19 protein-coding genes and 1 tRNA gene are annotated in these 25,712 nt (G+C 33.5%); 10 read left to right on the top strand and 10 right to left on the bottom strand.

The window, feature by feature from the left end:
• Positions 1–13: 13 nt before the first annotated feature.
• The 3 genes from panB to bamM form a co-directional block, all read right to left on the bottom strand.
• A complete protein-coding gene (gene panB, locus AC9UFV_RS04265) occupies positions 14–832 on the bottom strand; it encodes a 3-methyl-2-oxobutanoate hydroxymethyltransferase (protein ID WP_509573126.1) in 819 nt (272 codons plus the stop codon).
• Between the two features lie 214 nt (positions 833–1,046).
• Entirely contained in the window at positions 1,047–2,474 is a 1,428-nt protein-coding gene (locus tag AC9UFV_RS04260; RefSeq protein WP_509573124.1) for an L-serine ammonia-lyase, read from the bottom strand.
• 223 nt (positions 2,475–2,697) lie between these two features.
• The gene (gene bamM / locus AC9UFV_RS04255; protein WP_509573122.1) at positions 2,698–3,765 is read right to left on the bottom strand and encodes a BamM family beta-barrel-assembly machinery protein; all 1,068 of its coding nucleotides are present in this window, start codon (positions 3,763–3,765) and stop codon (positions 2,698–2,700) included.
• Positions 3,766–3,844: 79 nt separating this feature from the next.
• Between bamM and AC9UFV_RS04250 the strand changes: the two genes are divergently transcribed.
• Positions 3,845–4,219 (top strand): RNA-binding S4 domain-containing protein, encoded by a 375-nt coding sequence (locus tag AC9UFV_RS04250; protein WP_509520546.1) that lies wholly within the window; start codon positions 3,845–3,847, stop codon positions 4,217–4,219.
• Here the strand turns inward: AC9UFV_RS04250 and AC9UFV_RS04245 are convergent.
• Entirely contained in the window at positions 4,216–5,769 is a 1,554-nt protein-coding gene (locus AC9UFV_RS04245) for a hypothetical protein (protein ID WP_509573120.1), read from the bottom strand. The two genes, AC9UFV_RS04250 and AC9UFV_RS04245, sit on opposite strands and share 4 nt — an antisense overlap.
• Before the next feature lie 150 nt (positions 5,770–5,919).
• On the opposite strand from AC9UFV_RS04245, the gene AC9UFV_RS04240 reads away from it, so the two are divergent.
• From AC9UFV_RS04240 to AC9UFV_RS04205, 8 genes are all read left to right on the top strand, one after another.
• The gene (locus AC9UFV_RS04240; RefSeq protein WP_509573118.1) at positions 5,920–6,357 is read left to right on the top strand and encodes a PaaI family thioesterase; all 438 of its coding nucleotides are present in this window, start codon (positions 5,920–5,922) and stop codon (positions 6,355–6,357) included.
• A gap of 1 nt (position 6,358) precedes the next feature.
• Positions 6,359–7,423 carry an isochorismate synthase gene (locus AC9UFV_RS04235; protein WP_509573116.1) on the top strand — a complete coding sequence of 355 codons (1,065 nt, stop codon included), beginning with the start codon at positions 6,359–6,361 and terminating at the stop codon, positions 7,421–7,423.
• A complete protein-coding gene (gene bshB1, locus AC9UFV_RS04230; RefSeq protein ID WP_509573114.1) occupies positions 7,420–8,136 on the top strand; it encodes a bacillithiol biosynthesis deacetylase BshB1 in 717 nt (238 codons plus the stop codon). Before AC9UFV_RS04235 ends, bshB1 begins: the two co-directional genes overlap by 4 nt.
• 63 nt (positions 8,137–8,199) lie before the next feature.
• A tRNA-His gene (locus AC9UFV_RS04225) sits at positions 8,200–8,273 on the top strand.
• Positions 8,274–8,387: 114 nt separating this feature from the next.
• Positions 8,388–9,677 (top strand): anthranilate synthase component I family protein, encoded by a 1,290-nt coding sequence (locus AC9UFV_RS04220; RefSeq protein WP_509573111.1) that lies wholly within the window; start codon positions 8,388–8,390, stop codon positions 9,675–9,677.
• A 46-nt stretch (positions 9,678–9,723) separates the two neighbouring features.
• Positions 9,724–11,034 carry a tRNA lysidine(34) synthetase TilS gene (gene tilS / locus AC9UFV_RS04215; protein WP_509573109.1) on the top strand — a complete coding sequence of 437 codons (1,311 nt, stop codon included), beginning with the start codon at positions 9,724–9,726 and terminating at the stop codon, positions 11,032–11,034.
• Positions 11,034–13,034: a protein-disulfide reductase DsbD family protein gene (locus AC9UFV_RS04210; protein ID WP_509573106.1), complete on the top strand. Its 2,001-nt coding sequence runs from the start codon at positions 11,034–11,036 to the stop codon at positions 13,032–13,034. Before tilS ends, AC9UFV_RS04210 begins: the two co-directional genes overlap by 1 nt.
• A gap of 86 nt (positions 13,035–13,120) precedes the next feature.
• Positions 13,121–14,656, top strand: coding sequence for a YifB family Mg chelatase-like AAA ATPase (locus AC9UFV_RS04205; RefSeq protein WP_509573103.1), 1,536 nt, complete (start codon positions 13,121–13,123; stop codon positions 14,654–14,656).
• A 37-nt stretch (positions 14,657–14,693) separates the two neighbouring features.
• Here the strand turns inward: AC9UFV_RS04205 and AC9UFV_RS04200 are convergent, their stop codons facing one another.
• From AC9UFV_RS04200 to AC9UFV_RS04175, 6 genes are all read right to left on the bottom strand, one after another.
• The gene (locus AC9UFV_RS04200; RefSeq protein WP_509573101.1) at positions 14,694–17,096 is read right to left on the bottom strand and encodes an alpha-ketoacid dehydrogenase subunit alpha/beta; all 2,403 of its coding nucleotides are present in this window, start codon (positions 17,094–17,096) and stop codon (positions 14,694–14,696) included.
• Between the two features lie 230 nt (positions 17,097–17,326).
• A complete protein-coding gene (locus tag AC9UFV_RS04195) occupies positions 17,327–18,055 on the bottom strand; it encodes an LOG family protein (protein WP_509573146.1) in 729 nt (242 codons plus the stop codon).
• Between the two features lie 158 nt (positions 18,056–18,213).
• The gene (gene uvrA / locus AC9UFV_RS04190) at positions 18,214–21,045 is read right to left on the bottom strand and encodes an excinuclease ABC subunit UvrA (protein ID WP_509573099.1); all 2,832 of its coding nucleotides are present in this window, start codon (positions 21,043–21,045) and stop codon (positions 18,214–18,216) included.
• An 87-nt stretch (positions 21,046–21,132) separates the two neighbouring features.
• Positions 21,133–22,917: a chloride channel protein gene (locus tag AC9UFV_RS04185; protein WP_509573097.1), complete on the bottom strand. Its 1,785-nt coding sequence runs from the start codon at positions 22,915–22,917 to the stop codon at positions 21,133–21,135.
• A 54-nt stretch (positions 22,918–22,971) separates the two neighbouring features.
• Complete coding sequence (locus AC9UFV_RS04180) at positions 22,972–23,640, bottom strand: DNA alkylation repair protein (protein ID WP_509573094.1); 669 nt, start codon at positions 23,638–23,640, stop codon at positions 22,972–22,974.
• 21 nt (positions 23,641–23,661) lie between these two features.
• Positions 23,662–24,246: an acyl carrier protein phosphodiesterase gene (locus tag AC9UFV_RS04175; RefSeq protein ID WP_509573092.1), complete on the bottom strand. Its 585-nt coding sequence runs from the start codon at positions 24,244–24,246 to the stop codon at positions 23,662–23,664.
• Between the two features lie 80 nt (positions 24,247–24,326).
• Here AC9UFV_RS04175 and glmM point away from each other — a divergent pair, with 80 nt between their 5' ends.
• A complete protein-coding gene (gene glmM, locus AC9UFV_RS04170; RefSeq protein WP_509573090.1) occupies positions 24,327–25,712 on the top strand; it encodes a phosphoglucosamine mutase in 1,386 nt (461 codons plus the stop codon).

The following is a 25,712-nucleotide window of genomic DNA, read 5'->3' as shown; positions in this document are numbered from 1 at the left end:
GTTGGAATTTAGGTTAATATTGTTCATTAGCATTCGGAAAATCACACGATTTTACATCTTTTACATATTGTCCAATTGCTGAAGTCATTTCTTCATACAAATTCAAATAACGACGTAGAAATCTAGGGCTAAATTCATTGTTCATTCCAAGCATATCATGAATTACAAGAACTTGACCATCAACATCTCCACCTGCACCAATACCAATAACCGGTATAGAAATGCTTTTAGCAACTTTTGCTGCTAAATGAGCCGGTATTTTTTCTAATACTAATGCAAAACACCCTAGTTTTTCTAGCATTTTTGCATCTTCTAATAATTTTTCAGCTTCTTGTTCTTCTTTAGCTCGAACGGTATAACTTCCAAATTTATAGATAGATTGAGGAGTTAATCCCAAATGTCCCATTACAGGAATTCCGGCATTCAATATTTTCTTAATTGAATCTTTTATTTCGTGACCACCTTCCAATTTTACAGCATGGCTTCCACTTTCTTTCATTATTCTAATTGAAGATCGAAGCGCTTCTTTTGGATCCGATTGATAGCTACCAAAAGGTAAATCGACCACTACCAGTGCTCTTTCGATAGCTCGAACAACACTAGAGGCATGATAAATCATTTGGTCCAAAGTAATTGGCAATGTAGTTTCGTGACCCGCCATAACATTTGATGCAGAATCACCCACAAGAATCACGTCAATTCCTGCAGTATCAACAATTTTTGCCATGGTGAAATCATAAGCAGTAAGCATAGAAATTTTCTCACCATTAGATTTCATTTCTATAAGTGATTTTGTGGTTATTCTTTTGTAATCTTTTTTGGCTACTGACATTATGATTTTGGTTTAAGTGATTGGAGCAAAAATAATCAAATTTGTTAGATTTTATGATTATTTCGAATTAGTTTATTTAAGATTTTAGGTTTAAGATGTCTGAATTTTCAAACTTATATGTTATAAAGTTATAAATCAAAAAAATAATTATAATACATTAGATTAAACAATTTCCCGATTAAACGATTACACGTTTCCTTATACAAACACTCGTTTAACAATCAGCAAAATTAACTGCAATAGCTAATCCGCCTTCTGAGGTTTCTTTGTATTTATTATTCATATCCTGTGCCGTTTGCCACATGGTATCAATAACTTTGTCAAGTGGAACTTTAGCGTTTTTCGGATCGGTTTCCAATGCTAATTCGGCTGCATTTATCGCTTTAATAGCCCCCATTGTGTTTCTCTCAATACATGGGATTTGAACTAAACCTCCCACAGGATCACATGTCATTCCTAAATGGTGCTCCATAGCAATTTCTGCTGCCATTAAGACTTGTTCCGGACTTCCTCCCATTAATTCGCACAAAGCAGCAGCAGCCATTGCTGAAGAAACTCCAATTTCTGCCTGACATCCTCCCATTGCAGCTGAAATGGTAGATCCTTTTTTGAAAAGACTGCCAATTTCTCCAGCAACCATTAAGAATTGTTTTATTTCTTTTTCACCTGCGTGGTGATTTTCGATCACTAAATAGTACATTAATACTGCAGGAACAACTCCGGCACTTCCATTAGTAGGAGCGGTAACTACTCGACCTAAAGAGGCATTTACTTCATTTACTGAAAGTGCAAAACAACTAACCCATTTTAAAATTTGTCGGAATTTAACTTCCGTTTTTCGAATGGTTTCAAGCCATGATTGTGGCGAATCGTAATTGGCTAAGCCAATCAAATTTTGATGCATGTCAAAAGCTCTTCTCCGAACATTTAAACCTCCAGGTAAAATCCCTTCAGAATGACAACCAATATACATACATTCTAACATGGTTTCCCAAATTCGAAGTAATTCACTATTGATTTTTTCTTCGGAACGCATTGATTTTTCATTTTCAAAAACTATTTCTGAAATTTTCTTATTTTCAGCAATACAAAATTCTAGTAATTCAGCCGCATTTGAAACTTGATATGGAAATGCACATTTAATTTCCAATTTTTTCTTTGCATTGATGCGCTCTTCTTTAACCACGAAACCTCCGCCTATTGAATAAAATGTTGAGGAGTAATTCGAATTGTTATTTAAGTAGGCAGTAAATTTCAGTCCATTGGCATGAAAAGGAAGAAAGTCCTTATTAAAAACAATATCTTGATTTAATTTGAAAGGGATATTTATTTCATTTCCCAAAATAATCGAATTATTTTCAGTGATTAATTTGAATATTTTAGAGATATTTTCGATTGGAATGTACTCTGGATCTTGACCGCTTAAACCCAGCATTATAGCAAAATCAGTAGCGTGGCCTTTCCCGGTTAATGATAATGAACCATATAAATCGACCTGAACACGATTTGTATTTTGAAATAAATCGTTGTCTTTCAATTCATTTAGAAAACTCTCGGCTGCTCTCCAAGGTCCTAAAGTGTGAGAACTTGATGGGCCAACACCGATTTTAAGCATATCAAATACCGATATACATTCTTCCATAATTTATTTGGTATATTATTTAAATACAAATATAAATAAAGTAATCATATAATAAATTTTAATAGTATAATTTATGAATTTAATAGAATTCAGTATAAATTAAAACAAATAATTATTGAATTACTAAATTGGATTTTATTTGCCTGACCACTATTTCCTAGGTTTAATAAAAATTAAAAAGCCCGAAAAAATTACGGGCTTTTTAATCAAAAAATTATATTTTTTATTCGAATGGTGGGAAAGAAGTTGGATCTAAATATCTTCTTAACCTTGTTGGATCCGTGTAATCTGAAGGTAATGGTGTTGGTAAATTATTAGCGGGATTATTAGGTCCAGTAAATTTTCTAGGAACACCTTGTCTTTCATCAATATTTGGAGTTAAAGGATTGTCAACTGCTGCTCCATTAAAAGGGAAATAACCATTTGGTGTCAAAACATTATTTGCTCCTCGCAAATAAGGTCTTAATAATTCAACTTTAGTCATATAGCGGTCTCCATCATCATCAATATCTAAATAATTTGCTGTTCCGTCACCATCACTATCGTAATCTTTAGGTTTCTGGTTTGCAATTGCAGGATTTACTTCGTACTTTGACAATATTCCATCTCTGTCATGGTCTCTGCTTTTTTGGCTCTTTAATTTAAAGCTAAAAATTAAAGGGGAATACGGTGGAATTAAAGAAGATGGCATTTGATTATAATAGGCCATTCCTGAAGGTAAAAACATAACTCCTGCACCAAAATTTGAAAAAGTACTTGGGTTTGGCCCAGGTGCAGTATCATAGGTTCCAGTTTTGAATAACGGTACAATTTCACCCCAACCAGCAACTACATTTTCTAATTGAAACCAAACTGGTGTTTCAGAATAGTCAAATTGTGTATTTTTTAATAAGGTACCTTTATACGAAACATAAATTGAATCTACAGAAGTTGTACTTTCATTAGTTCCTTCTCTTAATTTTAAATAATAAATTTTATAGTTAACTCCATGATTATCATTTTGAACATTGATAAACTGTAAAGGATAATTTTGTTGAGCCCTGATGGAAAGTTGTGTTCCCCCAGTTGGTATTTTAGCGAATGTAATGTTGAAATCAGCATCAACAGACGCTATATAATGAGTATTCAAATATTTATCAATGGAATCTAAATCTGCACGATATTGAACAGGATATTCTCTTAGTTCAACATTATAATCAGGTGTTTCATTTTTACTACATGAAATCATAGTTAACCCAATTAATGTTAGTCCAAAAACAAAAATTAAAGCTAATTTTAAATATTTATTCATTTTTATTAATTTTAAGAGCGCAAGATACAATATTGATTTATTTTTGCATTCAATTTAACTTCTATTTTAGAAAAAAATTATGAGAGTAGATAAATTTTTATGGTGTGTGAGGTATTATAAAACCAGAAATATGGTTACAGAAGCTTGTAAAAAAAATCATATTACGGTTAATGGAATTATCGCAAAACCTTCAAAGGAAGTGTTTCCAACCGATAAAATTACTTTCAGAAAAGATCAAATTACCCAAATAATTGTTGTTTTAGATATTCCTGCAAATCGAGTTGCTGCTAAACTGGTTGATATTTATAGAAAAAATGAAACACCAATTGAAGCTTTCCAACATCTAGAATTATTGAAATTATCTAAAGAACATTACCGAAAAACGGGTGACGGTCGTCCTACAAAAAAGGACCGAAGAGACCTAGAAGATTTTGGTAATGAAATAGAAATTTAAGGTACTATTGGAAACGGTGCGTTTTTATAAGCTCCTAAATCGGGTGGCAAACTTCTGGTATTCCCTAAAATATCTTTTACAATTAAATAAGCAGCATTACCATTTGCGAAAGCAGGGGAAGTGTTATTTATATTTAACTTATTCTTATTTGCATTTTGAAATTTAGGATCTTGATTTCTAATGATATTCGAATAATGAGTTGCATCAGTATCAAATAAATACAAAGGATTTGTAGTATATTGATTATTCGAATTATTGAATTTTATCAAACAATTATTGAATTTGTAATTAAAAGCTGCCCCTTCTTTTTTGTCCAATAAAAGCTCTATTTGGTTTGAACCATAAATTATACAATTATAAAATTCCGCTTGATTCAATGCCTTTGGAGTGATTACATTATTAATATTTTGATAGTTACTCAGCAATACCGCCAACTGTTTTGAGCTTTGCCAGTTATTATTAAATGTACAATGTTTAAATGAATAGGACCCTCCTTCAGTACATGCCAAACTCGCTTGACCAGCAGAATTGATTACTAAATTGGTCCCCTCAATTTTAGCACTTCTTGAAAATAGTCCAATATTTGAACAATTATAAATTTGTGTATTATCAATTTTTAAGGTAGGATTCGTAGCGTTTAAAACATCACCAACAAATATTCCGACGGTTGCATTTTTTAAGGTTAGGTGATTAATTTGATTGTTCACACTTCCTTGGCTCAACCAAATTAGACCCCATTGACCCGGAACATCTGAGAAACCTGGTTCTAATCGATCCCCTTCAAAAACAACTTCGTTTTCAAGCGCTGCCGTAGTTGATTGTTCGCCATTAATTTTTATCGTTCCGCCATTTCCCACAATTATTCCAGAATTGGCATGAAAATGAATTCGCGCTCCCGGATCAATATTGAGCGTTTCTCCATTCGGAATTCCGGCATAACCATATATTACATAAGGTTTGTTTCTGGTCCAACGGTATTCATCATTATTTGTATTGTGATCTAGAACAAACCCGTAAATTTGGTCTTGTCCAAAAGTTAATGATTCGTAGGTCACCGCGCCAGTTGTAGCATCAACATATTTTTGAGGGTATAAAAATATAGCATCTTGAATTAGTGTGACCAATTCTACTTTTTGAATTTCAGTTCCTGAGCCAAACTGAATTTGATCGGTATATAAAAAATCGGTAGGGTTGGCATCTGCAATTCCAGCGGTTGTTTCAATAAAAACATACATGCTGTCTTTTGCTAATAATTCTACATTTTTAAATATTTTTCCATTATCTCCTCGCATTCCGTCAACAGTCATTCGGTACTTCGATTGTGCTCCTTTGGCAAATTGGATATTTGGGATAAGTAGGTCTTTGTTACTTTTATTATATACTTTTAATGTGTAAGTGCTTGATCCTATGTTAGTAAAAACAGTATCCAAATAAATAGTGTCTTTTGAAAATCGCAATTCTCCATTACTTGGCTCAAATACAAAATCCTTTCTACACGATGTCATCGATAATAAAATTCCCGATAAAAGTAAAAATAGGAGTTTGCGCATCTCGTAATAATTTTTGTAAAAATAGGGATTAATTTTATAAATATTAATTTGATTCAGATATTAAAAACGTAAAAACATTGATTTTAGTTTAAACTTCTAATTCATAATTATTTTATTGTCTACTAATAATGTGTTATTTTTACAAAAAAAATGACTTTCGATAAAGATAGAATAATTTCAATGTGTAATAATTTTTCAAAAAACACATTGATGGAAACCTTGGAAATTGAGTATATAGATGCTGGTGAAGGTTTTCTTGTAGCCAAAATGCCTGTAAATCCTAGAGTTCATCAACCAATGGGATTATTACATGGTGGCGCAACTGTAGCATTAGCAGAAAGTGTAGGATCTGCAGCTTCCATGATGTTTATTAATCCTGAATTGAGTGAAGTTCGAGGTATAGAAATTTCTGCAAATCATCTAAAAAGTAAAAAAGAAGGCCTAGTTTACGGAACTGCTAGAATCATTCACCAAGGACGTTCCATTCATTTATGGGAAATTAAAATTACTGATGAAGCTGGAAAAATGATCTCTATTTGTAAGCTTACTAATATGGTTTTGCCAAAAAAAGTAAGAAACGGTAAATAAAATGGATGAATTTTTAAATAAAGTAAAACAGTATTTTCAGCAGAATTTACCCTTTGTTATTTATAAAAAGCCCAACAAACAAATAATTAAAGGACTTTTTCAAAATGACAGAAAACTTAATTTTAGTGATAATTTATCCGAAACTGGTTTTGTGTTTACTTCATTTGATGAAAATCTTAAGATATTAATTCCTAAAAATAATTCTCAAGAAATCACTATTGACTTTATATCTGAAACTGTTCCTTCATTTCCGAAAATAGAATCCCAAATTAACGAAACCGCTAAGAATAATTTTGAATTATTAGTTTCAAAAGCGATTCAAGAAATTGAAAAAGGTACTTTTTCTAAAGTCGTATTATCTCGAAAAGAAGTAATTGATTTGCCTAATTTCGATATCAATTCGTTTTTTCTTAAATTAGCAAATTCATATCCTGCTGCTTTTACCTATTGCTGGTTTCACCCAGAAATTGGCCTGTGGATGGGAGCCACACCTGAAACATTATTAAAAGTAATTGAAAATAAATTTCAGACAGTAGCCTTGGCAGGTACTCAATTGTTTAATGATTCTGAAGAGGTACATTGGCCAAAAAAAGAAAAAGACGAACAGCAATTTGTAACCGATTACATAGTTGATAGCCTAAGTAATTCTGTTTCTGAAGTTCAAATTTCAAAACCAGAAACCATTAAAGCAGGAAATTTATTACATCTTAAAACAACTATTCAAGGAATAATTGATAAAAACACCAATCTAAATGATTTAGTGTTACTTTTACATCCTACGCCTGCAGTTTGTGGTTTGCCTAAGCATAATGCATTTGATTTTATTATTAATAATGAAGGTTATAATCGTGAATTTTACGCTGGTTTCTTAGGTGAAATTAATTATAATGACCATTCTGAATCGGATTTATATGTAAATTTACGTTGTATGAAAATTCAAATGAATACTGAGCTCAAAACCGCTCATTTATATATTGGATGCGGAATTACAAAAGATAGCATCCCTGAAAAGGAATGGTTTGAAACAGTAAATAAAGCAATGACTTTAAAAAATGTACTACAATGAAATTAGATATACTTGCCTTTGGCGCTCATCCTGACGATGTTGAATTAGGTTGTTCAGGAACTTTGGCTAAAGAAATTTCTCTTGGAAAAAAAGTTGGAATTATCGATTTAACTCGAGGTGAATTAGGAACACGAGGTTCAGTTGAAATTAGAAATAAGGAATCGGAAGCAGCTTCTAAAATACTTGGAATCACTGTTCGTGAAAACTTAGACATGCGCGATGGTTTTTTTATAAATGATGAAAACCACCAACTGAAAGTCATTGAAATGATTAGAAAATACCAACCAGAAATTGTGATTTGTAATGCTATTGACGATCGTCATATTGATCATGCAAAAGGGAGTAAGTTAGTTTCTGACGCCTGTTTTTTATCTGGTTTAGTTAAAATAAAAACATTGAGCAACAATCTTCCGCAAGAGGCTTGGCGACCAAAATTAGTTTATCATTATATCCAATGGAAAAATATAGAGCCTGATTTTGTGGTTGATATTTCTAATTTTATTGATAAAAAAGAAGCGGCTATTTTAGCTTATAGTTCTCAGTTTTACAACCCAAATTCAAACGAACCTGTTACGCCAATTGCAACCAAAAACTTTTTAGAAAGCATCCATAATCGTTCACGCGAATTGGGAAGGTTAGTTGGAACAGAATATGCAGAAGGTTTTACTGTTGAAAGGTATTTGGCTGTCAATAGCTTAGGTGATTTGATATAATTATTTATTTTTTTACTTTGCAAAACAAAAAACTTTGACTTATATTTGCACTCGTTAAAAATGGTGGTTGTAGCTCAGCTGGTTAGAGTATTGGTTTGTGGTGCCGAGGGTCGCCGGTTCGAACCCGGTCAGCCACCCAGAAATGCAAAAGCTTCGAAGAAATTCGGAGCTTTTTTTGTATCCAATATCAATCAAATAGTCTAATTTTAATTGCCTTAATTTAACTATTTTTGTACAAATAAATTAATAATTTGAGAACTTCAATCCAAAAGGAAATTTCGGATACTTCGTTGTTTAAATCACAACTTTTAACTTGGGCGCAACAATTCCGAGAAGTTGTTTATTTAGATAGTAACGATTATCCTCAGAAATATTCGAATTACGATTGTATACTCGCTGTTGATGCGTTTACCTCAATAAACACTGATTATCACAACGGTTTTGAAGATTTAAAGCAATACCAACAAACATCAAAAGATTGGATTTTTGGTTATTTGTCATACGATTTAAAAAACGATACCGAAGAATTAATTTCATCCAATTTTGACGGATTGCAATTCCCTGATTTGTTTTTCTTTCAGCCCAAGAAGTTGTTTTTATTAAAAAATAATCAGCTTGAAATTCAATATCTAAATATGTGTGATGATGAAGTGGAAGAAGACTTTGAATTCATTCTTGAAACTGATATTCCAACAATTAGAAATTCAAATTCAATTGAAATTCAACAACGTATTTCTAAAGATTTTTATCTTGAAAAAGTAACCAAAATGCTGGATTACATTAATAAAGGTGATATTTATGAAGCTAATTTTTGTATGGAATTTTATGCCGAAACAAACATAAATCCGCTGGATAAATATTTTTTATTAAATGACATTTCAAAACCTCCTTTTGCTACTTTTTTAAAGAACAACAACCATTTTTTACTTTCTGCAACTCCAGAACGATATTTGAAAAAGGAAGGAAATAAAATTATTTCTCAGCCAATTAAAGGAACTTCAAAGCGTTTTTCAGATAATAATGAAGATGAAATTTCAAAAAACAATCTAGCTTCAGATCCAAAAGAACGTTCCGAAAATATTATGATTACCGATTTGGTTAGAAACGATTTATCTCGAACTGCCAAAAAAGGTTCGGTAAAAGTAGAAGAGTTATGTGGTATATATTCCTTCCTACAAGTCAACCAAATGATTTCAACTATTACTTCAATTTTAGACGATCAATATTCTGCATTAGATGTGATTAAGAATTCATTTCCAATGGGAAGTATGACAGGAGCTCCTAAAATTTCAGCTATGAATATCATTGAAGAATTAGAAGAAACTAAACGCGGATTGTATAGTGGAAGTGTAGGTTATTTTACTCCAAATAGCGATTTCGATTTTAATGTTGTTATCCGAAGTATTTTATATAATAGTAGCAACAATTACGTTTCTTTTTCGGTTGGAAGTGCAATCACCGCGTTATCAATTCCAGAATTAGAATACGAAGAATGTCTTTTGAAAGCCAATGCTATGATTAAAGTTTTGAATTGCAATTAGTTTCAATTTTACTTTATTCCTCTATTTAAAATAACTATTTTTGAATATGATTGAAAAATTCCAATACAATCTTACCAATAATTTTCCGTTTTTATTCGGAAAAAAGCTATTATTGGCTACAAGTGGTGGATTGGACAGTATGGTGATGGCTCATTTATTCAAGTCATTGAATTTTGAATTTGCCTTAGCACATTGTAATTTTCAATTGCGGGGAAAGGAGAGTCTTGAAGATCAGTTTTTTGTTCAAAATTATGCTGAAGCAAATGATATTCCCGTTTTTATAACCCAATTTGATACTCAATCTTTTGCCGACGACTATAAACTTTCAACCCAAGTTGCAGCGCGAGAATTAAGGTATAACTGGTTTTACGAATTACTTGAAAATGAGAATTTCGATTATATTTTAACCGCCCATCACGCCGATGACAATATTGAAACGTTCCTTATTCATCTTATTCGTGGTTCAGGATTGGATGGTTTTTCTGGAATTCCTGCTCAAAATGAATCCGTTATTCGTCCTTTATTGGCTTTTAGCCGCGAGGAAATTTTAAATTATGCTGCTGCAAATGCTATTCAGTGGCGTGAAGACAGTAGTAATTCATCTGATAAATATTTGCGAAATAAAATTCGCCACGATTTGGTTCCTCTTTTAAAGGAATTGAATCCTAGTTTTTTTACCTCTTTTCAAAACACACAAAAATATTTGAATGAAGCGCAAGCAATGGTTGATGATGCAACGATTATGATTTATCAGCAAGTGGCAACTGAAGTGAATGATGAGATTCATTACAACATCGATAAACTAAAAATTTTACCTAATTTTAAATCCTATTTGTACCAATGGTTAAAAGAATATGGATTTTCTGCTTGGGATGATATTTATGAATTAGTTGACTCTCAAACAGGAAAACAAGTGTTTTCAACTCATTTCAGACTCTTAAAAAACAGAAACACTTTGATTTTAGCACCAATAGTTGAAAAGGAATCCTCAGAAATTTATTACATTGAGGAAAATCAAAAAGAAGTTAATTATCCTATAAAACTTACTATTTCAAATCAAAATTTCCATTCGATTACTGATAATTCCTTTATATTTGTAGATGCTGATAAGTTGAAATTTCCATTATCATTAAAAAAATACCAAGAAGGTGCAGTTTTTCAGCCTTTCGGAATGAATGGAAAGACAAAAAAAGTGAGCAAACTTTTCAAAGATGAGAAATTGTCGCTTTTGCAAAAAGAAAATACGTGGATTTTATATTCAAATGAGGATATTGTTTGGGTAATTGGAATTCGCCAAGATGAAAGATTTAAAATTGATACTAATACAAAAAACAGCATTCAAATAGCCATAAAATAATGAAGAAATTACTTTTTACACTACTTGCTATATTGATTTTCACCAATGGATTTTCACAAATTTTAGATCCAGTAAAATGGAAATCCAAAACTGAAAAAATATCAGAAACTGAATTTTATTTAATTCTTGAAGGTAAAATTGATGCTGGGTGGCACCTATATTCTCAATTCACTCCTGACGGAGGCCCAATTCCACTTGGAATTCAATATGAAGAAAATGCTGGAAATTATCAATTGGTTGGAAAAACTAAAGAGAGTAAAACCAAAAAAGAATTCAATACTGTTTTTGAAGTGGATGAAATTTTCTTTGAAAACAAAGTGGTTTTAACACAAAAAATCAAGATAATAAACTCAAAAATTAAGTCAATAAAAGTAGTTATTGATTATCAAACTTGTAAGGAGGTTTGTATTAACCAAAATAAGAAATTTGTTTTTGAAATCCCTAAAATAAAGGAGTCTTTAATTACTCCAAAAGTTAAAGATACCGCAATTGTTGATACAAATTCTAATGTTGCTTCCGTAAAAATGGATGTTAAAACTCAAATACCAACACCAAAAAAGCCAAATAAAGAAGATGAAAAAGGACTTATTTCTATCTTTTTTATTGCCTTTTTTTCAGGTTTTGCAGCGCTATTAACGCCTTGTGTTTTTCCAATGATCCCAATGACTGTTAGCTTTTTTACTAAGCAAAGTAAAAACAAAGTACAAGGTATTAGAAATGCCATTATTTATGGAATTTCCATCATATTAATTTACGTAGTTTTAGGATTATTAGTAACCTGGATCTTTGGTGCCGATGCTTTAAATGCTTTATCGACAAATGTTTGGTTCAACCTAATTTTCTTCGGATTATTGGTGTTTTTTGCTGCTTCATTTTTAGGCGCTTTTGAAATCATGTTACCAAATTCTTGGGCAAATAAAGTAGATCAACAAGCGGATAGAGGAGGAATAATTGGTATATTATTCATGGCATTGGCTTTAGCTATTGTTTCTTTTTCTTGCACTGGCCCAATTGTCGGAACTTTACTAGTTGATGCTGCTTCAAAAGGCGGAATTGCTCCAGTAATAGGAATGTTCGGATTTTCATTGGCTTTAGCTTTACCCTTTATGCTTTTTGCAATGTTCCCAGGATGGTTGAATTCTCTACCAAAATCAGGTGGTTGGTTGAATACCGTTAAAGTAGTTTTAGGCTTTTTAGAATTGGCTTTAGCCTTTAAATTTTTATCCAATGCTGATTTAGTTTTACAATTACATTTGCTAGAACGCGAGGTATTTATAGCCATTTGGATTGCTATATTTGGAACCTTAGCACTTTATTTATTTGGCAAAATCACTTTGCCACATGATAGCCCATTAACACATATTTCTGTTGGAAGATTATCATTAGGATTATTAGCATTATCTTTTACAGTTTACTTAATCCCCGGACTTTGGGGTGCTCCATTGAAATTGATCAACGCTTTTCCGCCCCCAATGGAATACAGTGAAAGCCCATTTGGAATAGGTCAAAATTCAGTTACAACTACCAAAGAACCTTTACCAGAAGGTGGAAAATACGGGCCTCAAGGAATTATAGTTTTTGATGATTATGATGCCGGTTTGGCTTACGCTAAGTCGGTAAACAAACCAATCATGCTTGATTTTACTGGTTTTGCATGTGTGAATTGCAGAAAAATGGAAAATACCGTTTGGGGTGAAGCACCAATTTTACCCATTTTAAAAAATGAGGTAGTTTTAATTTCATTGTACGTTGACGACAAAAGAGAATTACCAAAAGACCAGCAAGTTAAGTCATCAACAGGGGAGATAATGGAAACAATAGGGGACAAGTGGACCGATTTAATGATTTCTAAATACAAAACCAACACACAACCTTTGTATGTAATTACCGATTTGGAAGGAAATAATTTAAATTCAACAATCCCAACAATCAGTTACACACCAGATGTGGCCGCTTATGGCGCTTGGTTGAAAGAAGGAATTTCTAATTTCAAAAAGTGATTTTACTAACCTCTTTTTATTAAATTAAAATTATTCCAATTTATATCTAAAATTGGCTTACTTTAGACAAATATAAAGTATGCGCCATGTTAGTAAAAGTATTTGGAAGTGCCGTTTTTGGCGTTGAAGCCACCACAATAACTGTAGAAGTTAATATCGATAAAGGGATTGGATACCACCTCGTAGGTTTGCCCGATAATGCCATTAAAGAAAGTAGCTACCGAATTGCAGCCGCCTTAAAAAATAATGGTTACGCTATGCCCGGCAAAAAAATCACAATAAATATGGCTCCCGCCGATTTACGCAAAGAAGGATCTGCTTACGATTTGACTTTGGCTATTGGAATTCTAGTCGCTTCCTCACAAATACAAACTACCGAATCCGATAAATACATAATCATGGGAGAGCTTTCTCTTGATGGCGGATTACAACCCATTCGTGGCGCTTTGCCTATTGCCATAAAAGCCAAAGAAGAAGGGTTTACAGGTTTTTTTCTTCCTATTCAAAATGTAAAAGAAGCCGCAATCGTTTCGGGATTGGATGTTTATGGAGTCGAGAATTTGCAAGAAGTTATTGATTTCTTGGAAGGGAAGGGAAAATTACAACCCACAATTATTGACACTCGCGCCGAATTTAATAAATCGTTAGATTTCCCAGAGTTCGATTTCAGCGATGTTCGTGGTCAAGAAAGTATTAAAAGATGCATGGAAATTGCTGCTGCCGGCGGTCATAATATCATTTTAATTGGCCCTCCAGGTGCAGGAAAAACAATGCTTGCCAAAAGATTACCAAGTATTTTGCCTCCAATGACATTGCGAGAAGCATTGGAAACCACCAAAATTCATAGTGTGGCAGGGAAATTAAAAGAAGTGGGATTAATGAATCAACGCCCGTTTAGAAGTCCCCATCATACGATCTCAAATGTTGCCCTTGTCGGAGGCGGTAGTTATCCTCAACCCGGAGAAATTTCGATGGCACACAATGGCGTTTTATTTTTAGATGAATTACCTGAATTTAAAAGGGATGTTTTGGAAGTAATGCGCCAGCCTCTAGAAGACCGAGAAGTTACTATATCTAGAGCAAAATTTACCGTTACCTATCCTTCTTCATTTATGCTTGTCGCAAGTATGAATCCAAGTCCGAGTGGTTTTTTCAATGATCCGGATTCGCCACAAACTTCTTCGCCTCATGAAATGCAACGCTATTTGAGTAAGATTTCAGGACCATTATTAGATCGAATCGACATTCATATTGAAGTCACACCCGTTCCATTTGAAAAATTATCAGACGATAGAAAATCAGAATGCAGTATTGATATTCGAAAAAGAGTGACCGCAGCTCGTGAAATTCAAACTTCAAGATTCGAATTAATGGAAAAGGTACATTATAATGCCCAAATGAGTTCCAAGCAAATTCGTGAATTTTGCGCCCTTGATGAAGTTTCAAAGCAATTATTAAAAACCGCAATGGAACGCTTGAATTTGTCTGCAAGAGCCTACGATAGAATTTTGAAAGTAGCTCGAACCATTGCCGATTTAGAAGCAGCAGAAACCGTAGTTTCATCGCATATAGCTGAGGCTATTCAGTACAGAAGTTTGGATCGCGATGGTTGGCTGGGATAAAAAAAACCGCTATAATCAGCGGCTTTTGAATAATAACTTAATACAAACTCGGAAATTTTGCCGGATTGTCTTCGTGCATCATTTCGTATATTTTTTCATAAATATCTTCAGTTGAAGGTTTAGAGAAATAATCACCATCAGTTCCGTAGGACGGGCGGTGTTCTTGCGATGTAAGTGTTTTCGGCTGGCTATCCAATTGGAAATACCCTTTTTGAACTTCTAATATTTGTTGTAAAATATAAGCCGAAGCTCCACCTGGAACATCTTCGTCGATTACTAATAAACGATTTGTTTTAGAGATACTCTTTAGAATATCGTGATTAATATCAAATGGCAATAAAGACTGAACATCAATAATTTCAACATCAATTCCAACTTCCATCAATTCCTTTGCAGCTTGTTCCACTAATCTCAATGTAGATCCGTAAGAAACTACCGTAATGTCATTCCCAGATTTTATGGTTTCCACCACACCAATTGGAGTTTTAAATTCACCTAAATTCAATGGCATTTTTTCTTTCAATCGGTAACCATTTAAACATTCAATTACTAATGCCGGTTCGTCAGTAGTGAGCAAAGTATTGTAAAATCCTGCCGCTTTGGTCATGTTTCTAGGAACTAAAACGTGAATTCCACGAATCGCATTGATAATCATTCCCATTGGGGAGCCTGCATGCCAAATTCCTTCTAAACGGTGACCACGAGTTCTAATAATTAATGGTGCTTTTTGACGTCCCGAAGTTCTATAATGAAGTGTAGCCAAATCGTCACTCATAATTTGAATTCCATACAACAGGTAATCCAAATATTGAATTTCCGCAATTGGTCTCAAGCCACGCATTGCCATTCCAATTCCTTGACCAATTATAGTAGCTTCACGAATACCAACATCGGCAACACGCAATTCACCATACTTCTCTTGCATTCCTTCTAGTCCCTGGTTCACATCACCAATATTTCCAGCATCCTCACCAAAAACTAAAACCTCAGGAAATTTTGCAAATAACGCATCAAAATTGTCTCTTAAAACTAATCTCGCGTCAACATCAGCAGCGTTTTCATCTACTTCAGGTAACACTTCATTAACGGTATGGATATTGTTTTCTGAAACTGAATATAAGTGCGAACTAAACTTAGGTTGGATAGTTGCCGTAGCGTCTTTTATCCATTTTGATAAAGTAATTTTCTCAGATTCTGAAACTAATTTTCTAAGTATTTTTCTAGCTGTAGAAAGTAGGTCTTTTCGAATAGGCTCTTTTATAGAAGCCAATTCATTTGTCAATTCTTCAATATAACTGCTACTTTGAGAAGTTTTTGCAATTTCTCGTAATAGTGAAACCAATTGGGTTTGTTCGGCTTTTAATGGTGAAATAAAAGCATTCCAAGCAGCTTTTTTACCTTCTAAAACTTCATTTTTAGCTTGATCAGAAATTGCATCAAGTTCTTCTTCAGTAGCAAAACCGTTAGTAATTAACCATTTTGTCATTTGCTTCAAGCAATCAAATTCAGCTTCCCAAGCCAAACGCTCTTCATTTTTATATCGTTCGTGAGAACCAGAAGTCGAGTGTCCTTGAGGCTGAGTCAATTCTGTTACGTGAATTAAAACCGGAACATGTTCTTCTCTTGCAATTTCAGCTGCTCTCTTATATACTGACACTAAACTAGCATAATCCCATCCGTTAACAGTTATTATTTCATAACCATTATTATTTTCATCACGCTGAAATCCTTTTAAAATCTCAGATATATTTTCTTTAGTTGTTTGGTGTTTTGCATGTACGGAAATTCCATATTCATCATCCCAAACACTCATAACCATTGGAACCTGTAGCACTCCAGCGGCATTTATAGTCTCAAAAAACAAACCTTCGGAAGTGGATGCATTACCAATTGTTCCCCATGCAACCTCATTTCCCTTATTAGAAAAGGTAGTTTTCTGTTCTAATCCATCTACGTTTCTATATATTTTTGACGCTTGTGCTAATCCCAAAAGCCTCGGCATTTGCCCAGCAGTAGGTGAGATATCAGCACTTGAATTTTTTATTTTAGTTAGATCATTCCAATTTCCATTTTTGTCCAATGAATGTGTTGCAAAGTGACCACCCATTTGGCGTCCAGCACTCATAGGATCGTGATCAATGTCGGTGTGGCCATACAAACCAGCAAAAAATTGTTGAATTGATAATTGACCAATCGCCATCATAAATGTTTGATCGCGATAATATCCCGATCTAAAGTCACCTTCACGAAACGCTTTAGCCATAGCCAATTGCGGCACTTCTTTTCCATCACCAAAAATACCAAACTTGGCTTTCCCAGTCAGCACCTCGCGTCTCCCTAATAAACTGCATTCTCTGCTTATACAGGCAATTTTATAATCGTTTAAAACCTCGATTTTAAAATCTTCAAAAGTCATCGTTGCAGTTTCTGATTGCTTCATATTTTATTTCTTTAAATTGAAATCGTAACAAAAATATACAAATTTGATTGATTTACATAATACTTAGAATAAAATACAATTAAATTATCTTTAACGATAGCTTAATATAAAGACCTTTAATTATTAATTATTCAAGTTTTATATATTTATTCTAAATAAAACCCAATAAAATTGTATTTTTCAATCAATTTAATTGGGTGTTTAATCTAATTTACTAATCTATATTTATCCTAGAAATTCGGCGATAAATTGTATTTCTTATAAAAATTATCCAATACCTCAATCACTTCATCTTCGGTATCTACAATTTTTATCAAATTTAAATCCTCTGGACTTACATTTTTATATTGCTCAATTAATACCGTTTTAATCCATTCCATCAATCCCGACCAAAAGGATTTCCCAACCAATATAATTGGAAATTTACCTATTTTCTTTGTCTGAATTAAAGTAATTGCTTCAAACATTTCGTCTAAGGTTCCAAACCCTCCAGGCATAATTACAAAACCTTGTGAATATTTCACAAACATCACTTTTCTAACAAAGAAATAATCGAAATTCAAGTTTTTATCACGATCAATATAAGGGTTGAAATGCTGTTCAAAAGGTAAATCGATATTCAATCCTACCGATGCACCACCTCCTAAACTCGCGCCTTTATTTCCCGCTTCCATAATTCCAGGCCCACCACCAGTAATTACTCCGTAGCCTGCTTTTCCAATTTTAAAAGCAATTTTTTCCGCTAATAAATAAAACGGATCGTCAGTTTTAGTTCTCGCAGACCCAAAAATCGTAACGCAAGGCCCAATTCTACTCATGATTTCATAACCATTCACAAACTCCGACATGATTTTGAAAATTCCCCAAGAATCATTGGCGCGGATCTCATTCCACGTCTTTTGCTTCAGTTTGTCCTGAATTACTTTATCCTCATCATTATTAAAATCTTCTAATTTCATATCATTCTTTTTTGGAGCTATTCCCGCTGTACGTTGCAATCCTTGAATTTGCTTTAGCAAGCAATTACAAAGGATTTTCTCTGCCATCGGGGCTAGTGTTTATAGTTTTTTTCCGTTAATTATTTAAAATTAATAAATTTAAAAAAAATATCAGCCTACTAAAGTAACTCTTTTTTTAAAAATTGTGCAGTATAGCTTTTTTTATTTTTTACAATTTCTTCTGGGGTTCCCTTGGCAACAACTTCTCCGCCGCCTTTTCCACCTTCTGGACCAATATCAATAATATAATCAGCCAATTTAATTACGTCCATATTATGTTCAATAATTAATATGGTATTTCCTTTGTCAACTAATTTATTGATGACTTCCATTAATACTCGAATGTCTTCAAAATGAAGTCCAGTAGTTGGCTCATCAAGAATGTAAAAAGTGTTTCCTGTATCTTTTTTTGACAATTCTCCAGCTAATTTAATTCGTTGTGCTTCGCCACCAGAAAGGGTAGTACTTTGCTGACCTAGAGTAATGTAACCCAATCCAACATCCTGAATGGTTTTAATTTTCCTATGAATTTTTGGTATCATTTCAAAAAACGGAACTGCTTCGTCAACAGTCATATTCAACACATCGGAAATTGATTTTCCCTTGTATCGAATCTCAAGTGTTTCTCTGTTGAATCTCTTACCTTGACATGTTTCGCATTCTACATAAACATCAGGTAAAAAGTTCATTTCAATTGTTCTAACTCCTGATCCCTCACAAGTTTCGCATCTTCCACCAGCTACATTAAAACTAAATCTCCCCGCTTTATAACCACGAATCATACTTTCAGAAGTCATCGTAAATAAATTTCGAATTTCTGTAAAAACTTCTGTATAGGTTGCAGGATTTGATCTAGGTGTTCTTCCAATTGGACTTTGATCAATATCAATTACTTTATCTATGTGCTCTAAACCTTCAATTTTCTTATACGGTTTTGGCTTTTTCACCCCATTAAAATAATACGCATTCAATATAGGATAAAGTGTCTCGTTGATCAAAGTTGATTTTCCGCTTCCCGAAACTCCCGTTACGCAAGTAAGTTGACCAAGCGGTATTTCTATTGTCACATTCTTTAAGTTATTTCCTGAGGCGCCAGTTAATTTCAAGGTTTTTCCATTTCCTGAGCGTCTCTTTTTTGGAACTTCAATTTTCATCTCACCATTCAGGTACATCGCAGTAATTGTATGCTCTTTCAGGATTTCTGCTGGAGTTCCTTTACTGATTATTTGACCACCAAATTTTCCAGCTTTCGGACCGATATCAATCACATAATCGGCACGTTCAATCATATCTTTATCGTGTTCAACCACAATCACAGAGTTCCCAATATCGCGTAATTGTTCTAAAGAATGAATCAATTTGTCGTTGTCTCTTTGGTGTAAACCAATACTTGGCTCATCCAAAATATATAAAACGCCAACCAATTGCGAACCAATTTGAGTTGCCAATCGGATGCGTTGCGCCTCACCACCAGATAAAGATTTTGAACTTCGGCTTAAAGCCAAATAATCCAAACCTACATTCATTAAAAAGTTCAATCTATCCTTAATCTCTTTAATTACTTCAGAGGCTATAAGTTTTTGTTTGTCAGATAAATATATATCTAAATTATTAAACCAATTTGTTAAATCAGAAATATCTAAATCGCTTAATTCAACGATGTTTTTTTCGTTTATTTTGAAATATAAAGATTCTTTTTTTAATCTCGAACCTTCACAAACGGGACATTTTACTTCATCCATAAATCCAGATGCCCATCGCTTTATTGTTGCCGAACCACTTTCATCATGTTGGTTTTTAATAAAGTGAGAAATTCCTTCAAAATCAATTTTATATTCTTTGGTAATTCCCAATGTTTTTGACTCTACCGAGAATTTATCTTTTCCACCATTCAGAATGATTTCCATGGCTTCTTCAGAAATTTTTTCAATTGGATCGGTAATTTTGAAATTGTATTTCTCTCCGATAATCTCCAATTGCTTGAAAATCCAAGTCGATTTGTATTCGCCTAATGGCGCAAAACCACCACTTTTAATCGATAATTTAGGATTTGGAATGATCTTTTTCACGTTAATTTCATTGACAGTTCCTAAACCATTACAGTGATCGCAAGCTCCTTTTGGGGAATTGAATGAAAACAAATTTGGCTCTGGATTTTGATACGAAATCCCAGAGGTAGGGCACATTAAATTTCGACTAAAATAACGAACAATATCAGAATCTTGATCCAAAACCATGATCACATTTTCACCGTGATGCATAGCAGTTTTAATGCTTTCTAAAACTCTCTTTTCATTGTCTTCCGTTGAATCTATTAGCACTCGATCAATAACAATTTCAATATCGTGTGTTTTGTAGCGGTCTAATTTCATTCCAACGGTGATGTCTTTTATTTCTCCGTTCACACGAACTTTTAGAAATCCTTGTTTGGCAATTTGTTGGAATAATTCACCATAATGCCCTTTTCGAGCTTTTATTACTGGTGCAAGAATATTTATCCGTTTTCCATTAAAATCTTTAATGATCAAATCTTTAATTTGCTCGTCATTATAGGAAACCATTTTTTCTCCAGTATTATAACTGTAGGCATCGCCACCACGAGCATAAAGCAAACGTAGAAAATCATAAATTTCAGTGATTGTTCCCACAGTTGATCGGGGACTTTTACTAGTTGTTTTTTGTTCTATTGCAATAACAGGGGAAAGGCCATCAATTTTATCAACATCAGGTCGTTCTAAACCTCCAAGAAATTGACGTGCATACGCCGAAAAAGTCTCTACATATCTTCGTTGTCCTTCAGCATAAATGGTATCAAATGCTAATGAAGATTTACCAGATCCCGAAAGTCCAGTGATAACAACCAATTTTTCTCTTGGAATGGAAACGTCAATATTTTTTAGATTGTGAACTCGCGCTCCTAAAACTTCAATAGTAGTATCTTTCTCTAGCATATTTTTCATCAAAACGCAAAGTTATCATTTTGATTTTAACTTTCGATACAACGCTTATCAAGATTTTGTTAATACTTGAACATCAATTTACTCAATTGTCATTGTTTTTAACATACTTCGATAGGCTTCAAGCGCATTAGATTTAGAGATAAATCCGTGGTATTTTCCATTTTTTAATACAGGAAGGAAAACAACTTCGGATTTTTCAAATTTATCCATTACCGTTTCCATGCTATCTGTTGGGTAGATAATTTCTTTCGGAGGATGCATAACTTCGTTTATCGGAGTGTATTTTACCTTGAAATCGCTGAATATGATGTCACGAATTTCATTAAAATAAATCACACCAATTAATTCCTCTTCGTCATTAACGACCGCAAAAACCACTTGATTGGAGTTGGATATCATTTGAACCAAAGCCAATAAATTATTTTCCAATTTTACGGTCAAATAATCAGTTTGAATAATTGTATTTATATCCAAAGTGGCTAAAATATTGGTGTCTTTATTACTTGTAAATACATTTCCTTTTCTCGCTAAATTTTTTACATCCAAAGAGTGTTTTTCAAATCTTTTTGAAATAGCAAAACTTATCGAAGAAACTATCATAAGCGGTATCATCAAGTCGTAACCACCTGTAATTTCCGCAATTAAGAAAATGGCAGTTAAGGGTGCATGAAACAATCCGCTTAATATTCCTGCCATTCCCACCATTGTAAAATTACTTATTGGTAACTTGGTAAACCCAGTTAAATTGATCAATTTCGAAAAGAAAAATCCGGTATACGAACCTAAAAATAGGGAAGGAGCAAAATTTCCTCCATTTCCTCCACTCCCAATTGTAATTCCTGTTGCAAATACCTTCAGCAACATTGTAGCGCCAACGAAAATTAATAACGCCCAGCTATTGTCTCTGAAATCGCTAAAAAGCGTATTTTCCAATAATTGTCCAGGATCATTTTCTGATAAAGTTCGAATACTTTCATAACCTTCACCAAATAATGTTGGAAATACAAAAATGATTATTGCTAGTAAAGACGCACCAATAATTCCTTTTTTATACGGACTCAATTTCAATCTTCCGAAAAAGTGTTCCACCCTTTGAAAATTTCTAGAATAGTAAACCGCAATAAACCCAGTAAATATTCCTAGTACAATGTAGTATGGGGTAAAATGGTAATTGAAAGTTTGCTTTTGATCAAAATTCAATAAGATGCTTTCGTCTAATATCATTTTTGATATTAAAGCTCCAGTTGCAGCGGAAATCATTATAGGCGTAAATGCTGAAATACTTACATCTACTAAAAGCACTTCTATTGCAAATAATACACCTGCAATTGGGGCGTTAAATGCCGATGCAATTCCTGCCGCAACTCCGCAACCAATTAATAAAGTTCGGTCTTTATAGCTTAATTTATACCGTTGTGAATAATTAGATCCAAAAGCAGCGCCTGTAATTACTATGGGACTTTCCAAACCAGCAGAACCTCCTAAACCAACTGTTAACGAGCTGGTTACAATTTGTGCGTACATTTGTTTTTTCGGAATAATACTCGATTTTTTTGCTACAGCATATAAAATTTGAGAAGTTCCTTTTTCAATTGTTCCGCCTAAAAGTCGTTTTACAACAAATAATGTCAAGAGTATTCCTATAATTGGTAAAATACTATTAATGAAACTCAATTTTAAAATTCCGTTGATTTCTGTTGCAAATGAAAATACCGAATGCGCAAAACTCTTTAAAATAATTACAGCTACAGCCGATGAGATTCCAACCAATACACTCGACATGAAAATAAACTGTTTTTCTGTCAGTTTTGATTGTGCCCAGCCCACAGCAGATTCCAATTTAAATAAGATTTTTTTCAGCATTATGTTTTGTAATTTTCGAAATTACTTTTATTATATTATTATATTATTAAATTATTATATCAATTTTCTTATGGCTTCTTTTCTACTCAACGGTTTCAAATCGGTATTGTTTACAAAATTTAATACCAAACCTGGATTTACGCTTCCGTATTCTCTTAATGCCCAGCCGATTGCCTTTTGTATAAAAAACTCATTTGATTGAGCGTGTTTTACACATTCTGAAAATAGCAATTCGTAATTGGTTTTCTTTTTATAGCCCAATTGGAAAAGTATAGCACTTCGATTCAGCCACATATTTTCGGAATTTGAAAAGCGTTCTATCACGTTTTCAGTTTCATTTGGAAATTCAATTAAATACGGCCCCAATAGATATTTCGAAATAGTATCCACGCTGTCCCACCAAGAATTCGTTATCAAAAAGGTTTTTATCAATTTAATATCGTCTTTTTGGTAGTTTTTTTTCAAATTTTTAACCAGAATTTCAATCCCGCAATAATGCAATTCACGAAATTCTTTTTTCAATAATGTCAAAGCGATTTCTCTAAAATTTTCAGAAATTTCTTGTTGGTTTGATTTTAGTAAATCGTGAAAAATTACTCTTCTTTCATCTGTTTTTATACCATAAAATGAAAACAAGTTTTTCATGTACTTTTTCATTTGAAATGCATTTTCTTCGTTTCTTTTTTGTTTGAAAGCAGCTTCTAGTTGGGAAATAAAACTCATTGTGTTATTAAAAAGTTCGATTTACAAAGTAAGTAATTTTTTTGAAGAAAATGCTCTTAGTTCTTCAAAGAAATAGATGAAATCTTCTTCAAATTCCGAATAATAAAGTTTTAATTCGGTTACAGAATTTCGCATCATCGAAATGTTTTTGGTACGTCGGTCCATTTGCGTAAGTATTTTTTCAATTCCATCAATAGATCTGTAATTTAATAACCAATTTTGCTCAATCATGTAGGGTTGCATCATCTTCGTTTTTTCGGTTAAATGGTTTTCATAAGCGGTCAACGATGTATAGAAATTTTCCACATAACTTTCAAGAGGTTCCTCAGAATAGGTGTTCCAATATTTAGCCAAAAAGTGATCGAAAAATAAATCGACAATAACTCCAGAATAATGGTTGTATTCAGAATGCAATCGTTTGGTGCATTTTCGAAATATTGGATGAGCATCTGTAAAAGTATCTATGGCGCGGTGTAGGATAATCCCTTTTTGAATTTCAGAATCATAAGCTAGGTATTGGCTACCACGAACTCCATCGGCCATAAAGTTGCCAATTTTTATCAAATCCGAGGATCCCGAAAGGTAAATGTGCGCAAGAAAATTCATTCCACGAAAGTATGAATTTTATTCCAAATGAATCTGTAAACCTATATCAAATTATTATATTTGCATAAATATATTTAATCATGACTTTAATAAAATCAATATCAGGAATTCGTGGCACTATCGGTGGGGTAGTAGGTGATAATTTAACACCAGTTGATGCGGTGAAATTTGCTTCGGCCTATGGAACATTCCTTAAAAATAATAGTAATAAAGATAAATTAACCGTGGTTGTGGGTCGAGATGCTAGAATTTCGGGCCCTATGATTCACAATTTAATTACCAATACTTTAATTGGTTTGGGAATTGACATCATCGATTTGGGTTTGTCAACTACTCCCACGGTTGAAATCGCAGTTCCTTTGGAGAAAGCCGATGGAGGAATTATCCTAACTGCTTCTCACAATCCGAAGCAATGGAACGCCCTGAAATTATTGAATAATAAAGGGGAATTTCTAAGTGCCGCCGAAGGTGAATTGATCTTAAAAATCGCTGAAGACGAATCGTTTGTTTTTTCTGAAGTGGATGATTTAGGAACAATTTCTGAAAACGAAGCCTACATGGATATTCACGTTGACGAAGTCTTAAACCTGCCTTTGGTAGATGCTGAAATTGTCGCTAAACGCAAATATAAAGTCGTTGTTGATGCTGTAAACTCCTCTGGGGGAATCATTATTCCTAAATTGCTGGAACAAATGGGGGTTGAAGTGGTGAAATTATATTGTGAACCCAACGGGCATTTTCCTCACAATCCTGAACCGCTTAAGGAACATTTGGGTGACATTTGCAAATTGGTTTTAGAAGAAAAAGCTGACTTCGGAATTGTTGTTGATCCTGATGTGGATCGTTTGGCTTTTATATCTAATGATGGTGAAATGTTTGGTGAAGAATATACTTTGGTGGCTTGTGCGGATTATGTATTGAGTAAAACTCCTGGGAATACCGTTTCTAATATGTCATCTTCAAGAGCTTTACGAGATATAACCAATAAACACAATGGTTCTTACCAAGCAAGTGCCGTGGGTGAAGTGAATGTGGTAGAATTAATGAAAGCGACCAAAGCTATTATTGGTGGCGAGGGCAACGGTGGAATTATTTATCCTGAGTTACATTATGGTCGCGATAGTCTGGTAGGTGTAGCGTTATTCCTAACGTATTTAGCAAACCAAGAGAAAACCGTTGCGGAGTTACGTGCGAGTTATCCACAATATTTCATGAGTAAAAACAAAATTGAGCTTACTCCACAAATCGACGTTGACGCGATTTTGGTTGCTATGACCGAAAAATACAAATCAGAGGATATCACCACAATTGATGGAGTGAAAATTGATTTTGCAGAAAACTGGGTCCACCTTCGTAAGTCGAATACTGAACCTATAATTCGGATTTATACTGAGGCCAAAACTCAAGACGAAGCCGATGCTTTGGCATTAAGAATTATCGCAGAAATAAAAGGCATTGTGGGGTAA

It is taken from the genome of Flavobacterium sp. (genome assembly GCF_044349645.1).
Classification (GTDB): domain Bacteria; phylum Bacteroidota; class Bacteroidia; order Flavobacteriales; family Flavobacteriaceae; genus Flavobacterium.
The sequence above is the reverse complement of the archived record's forward strand: the minus strand, read 5'-3'. Positions and strand labels throughout refer to the sequence as shown.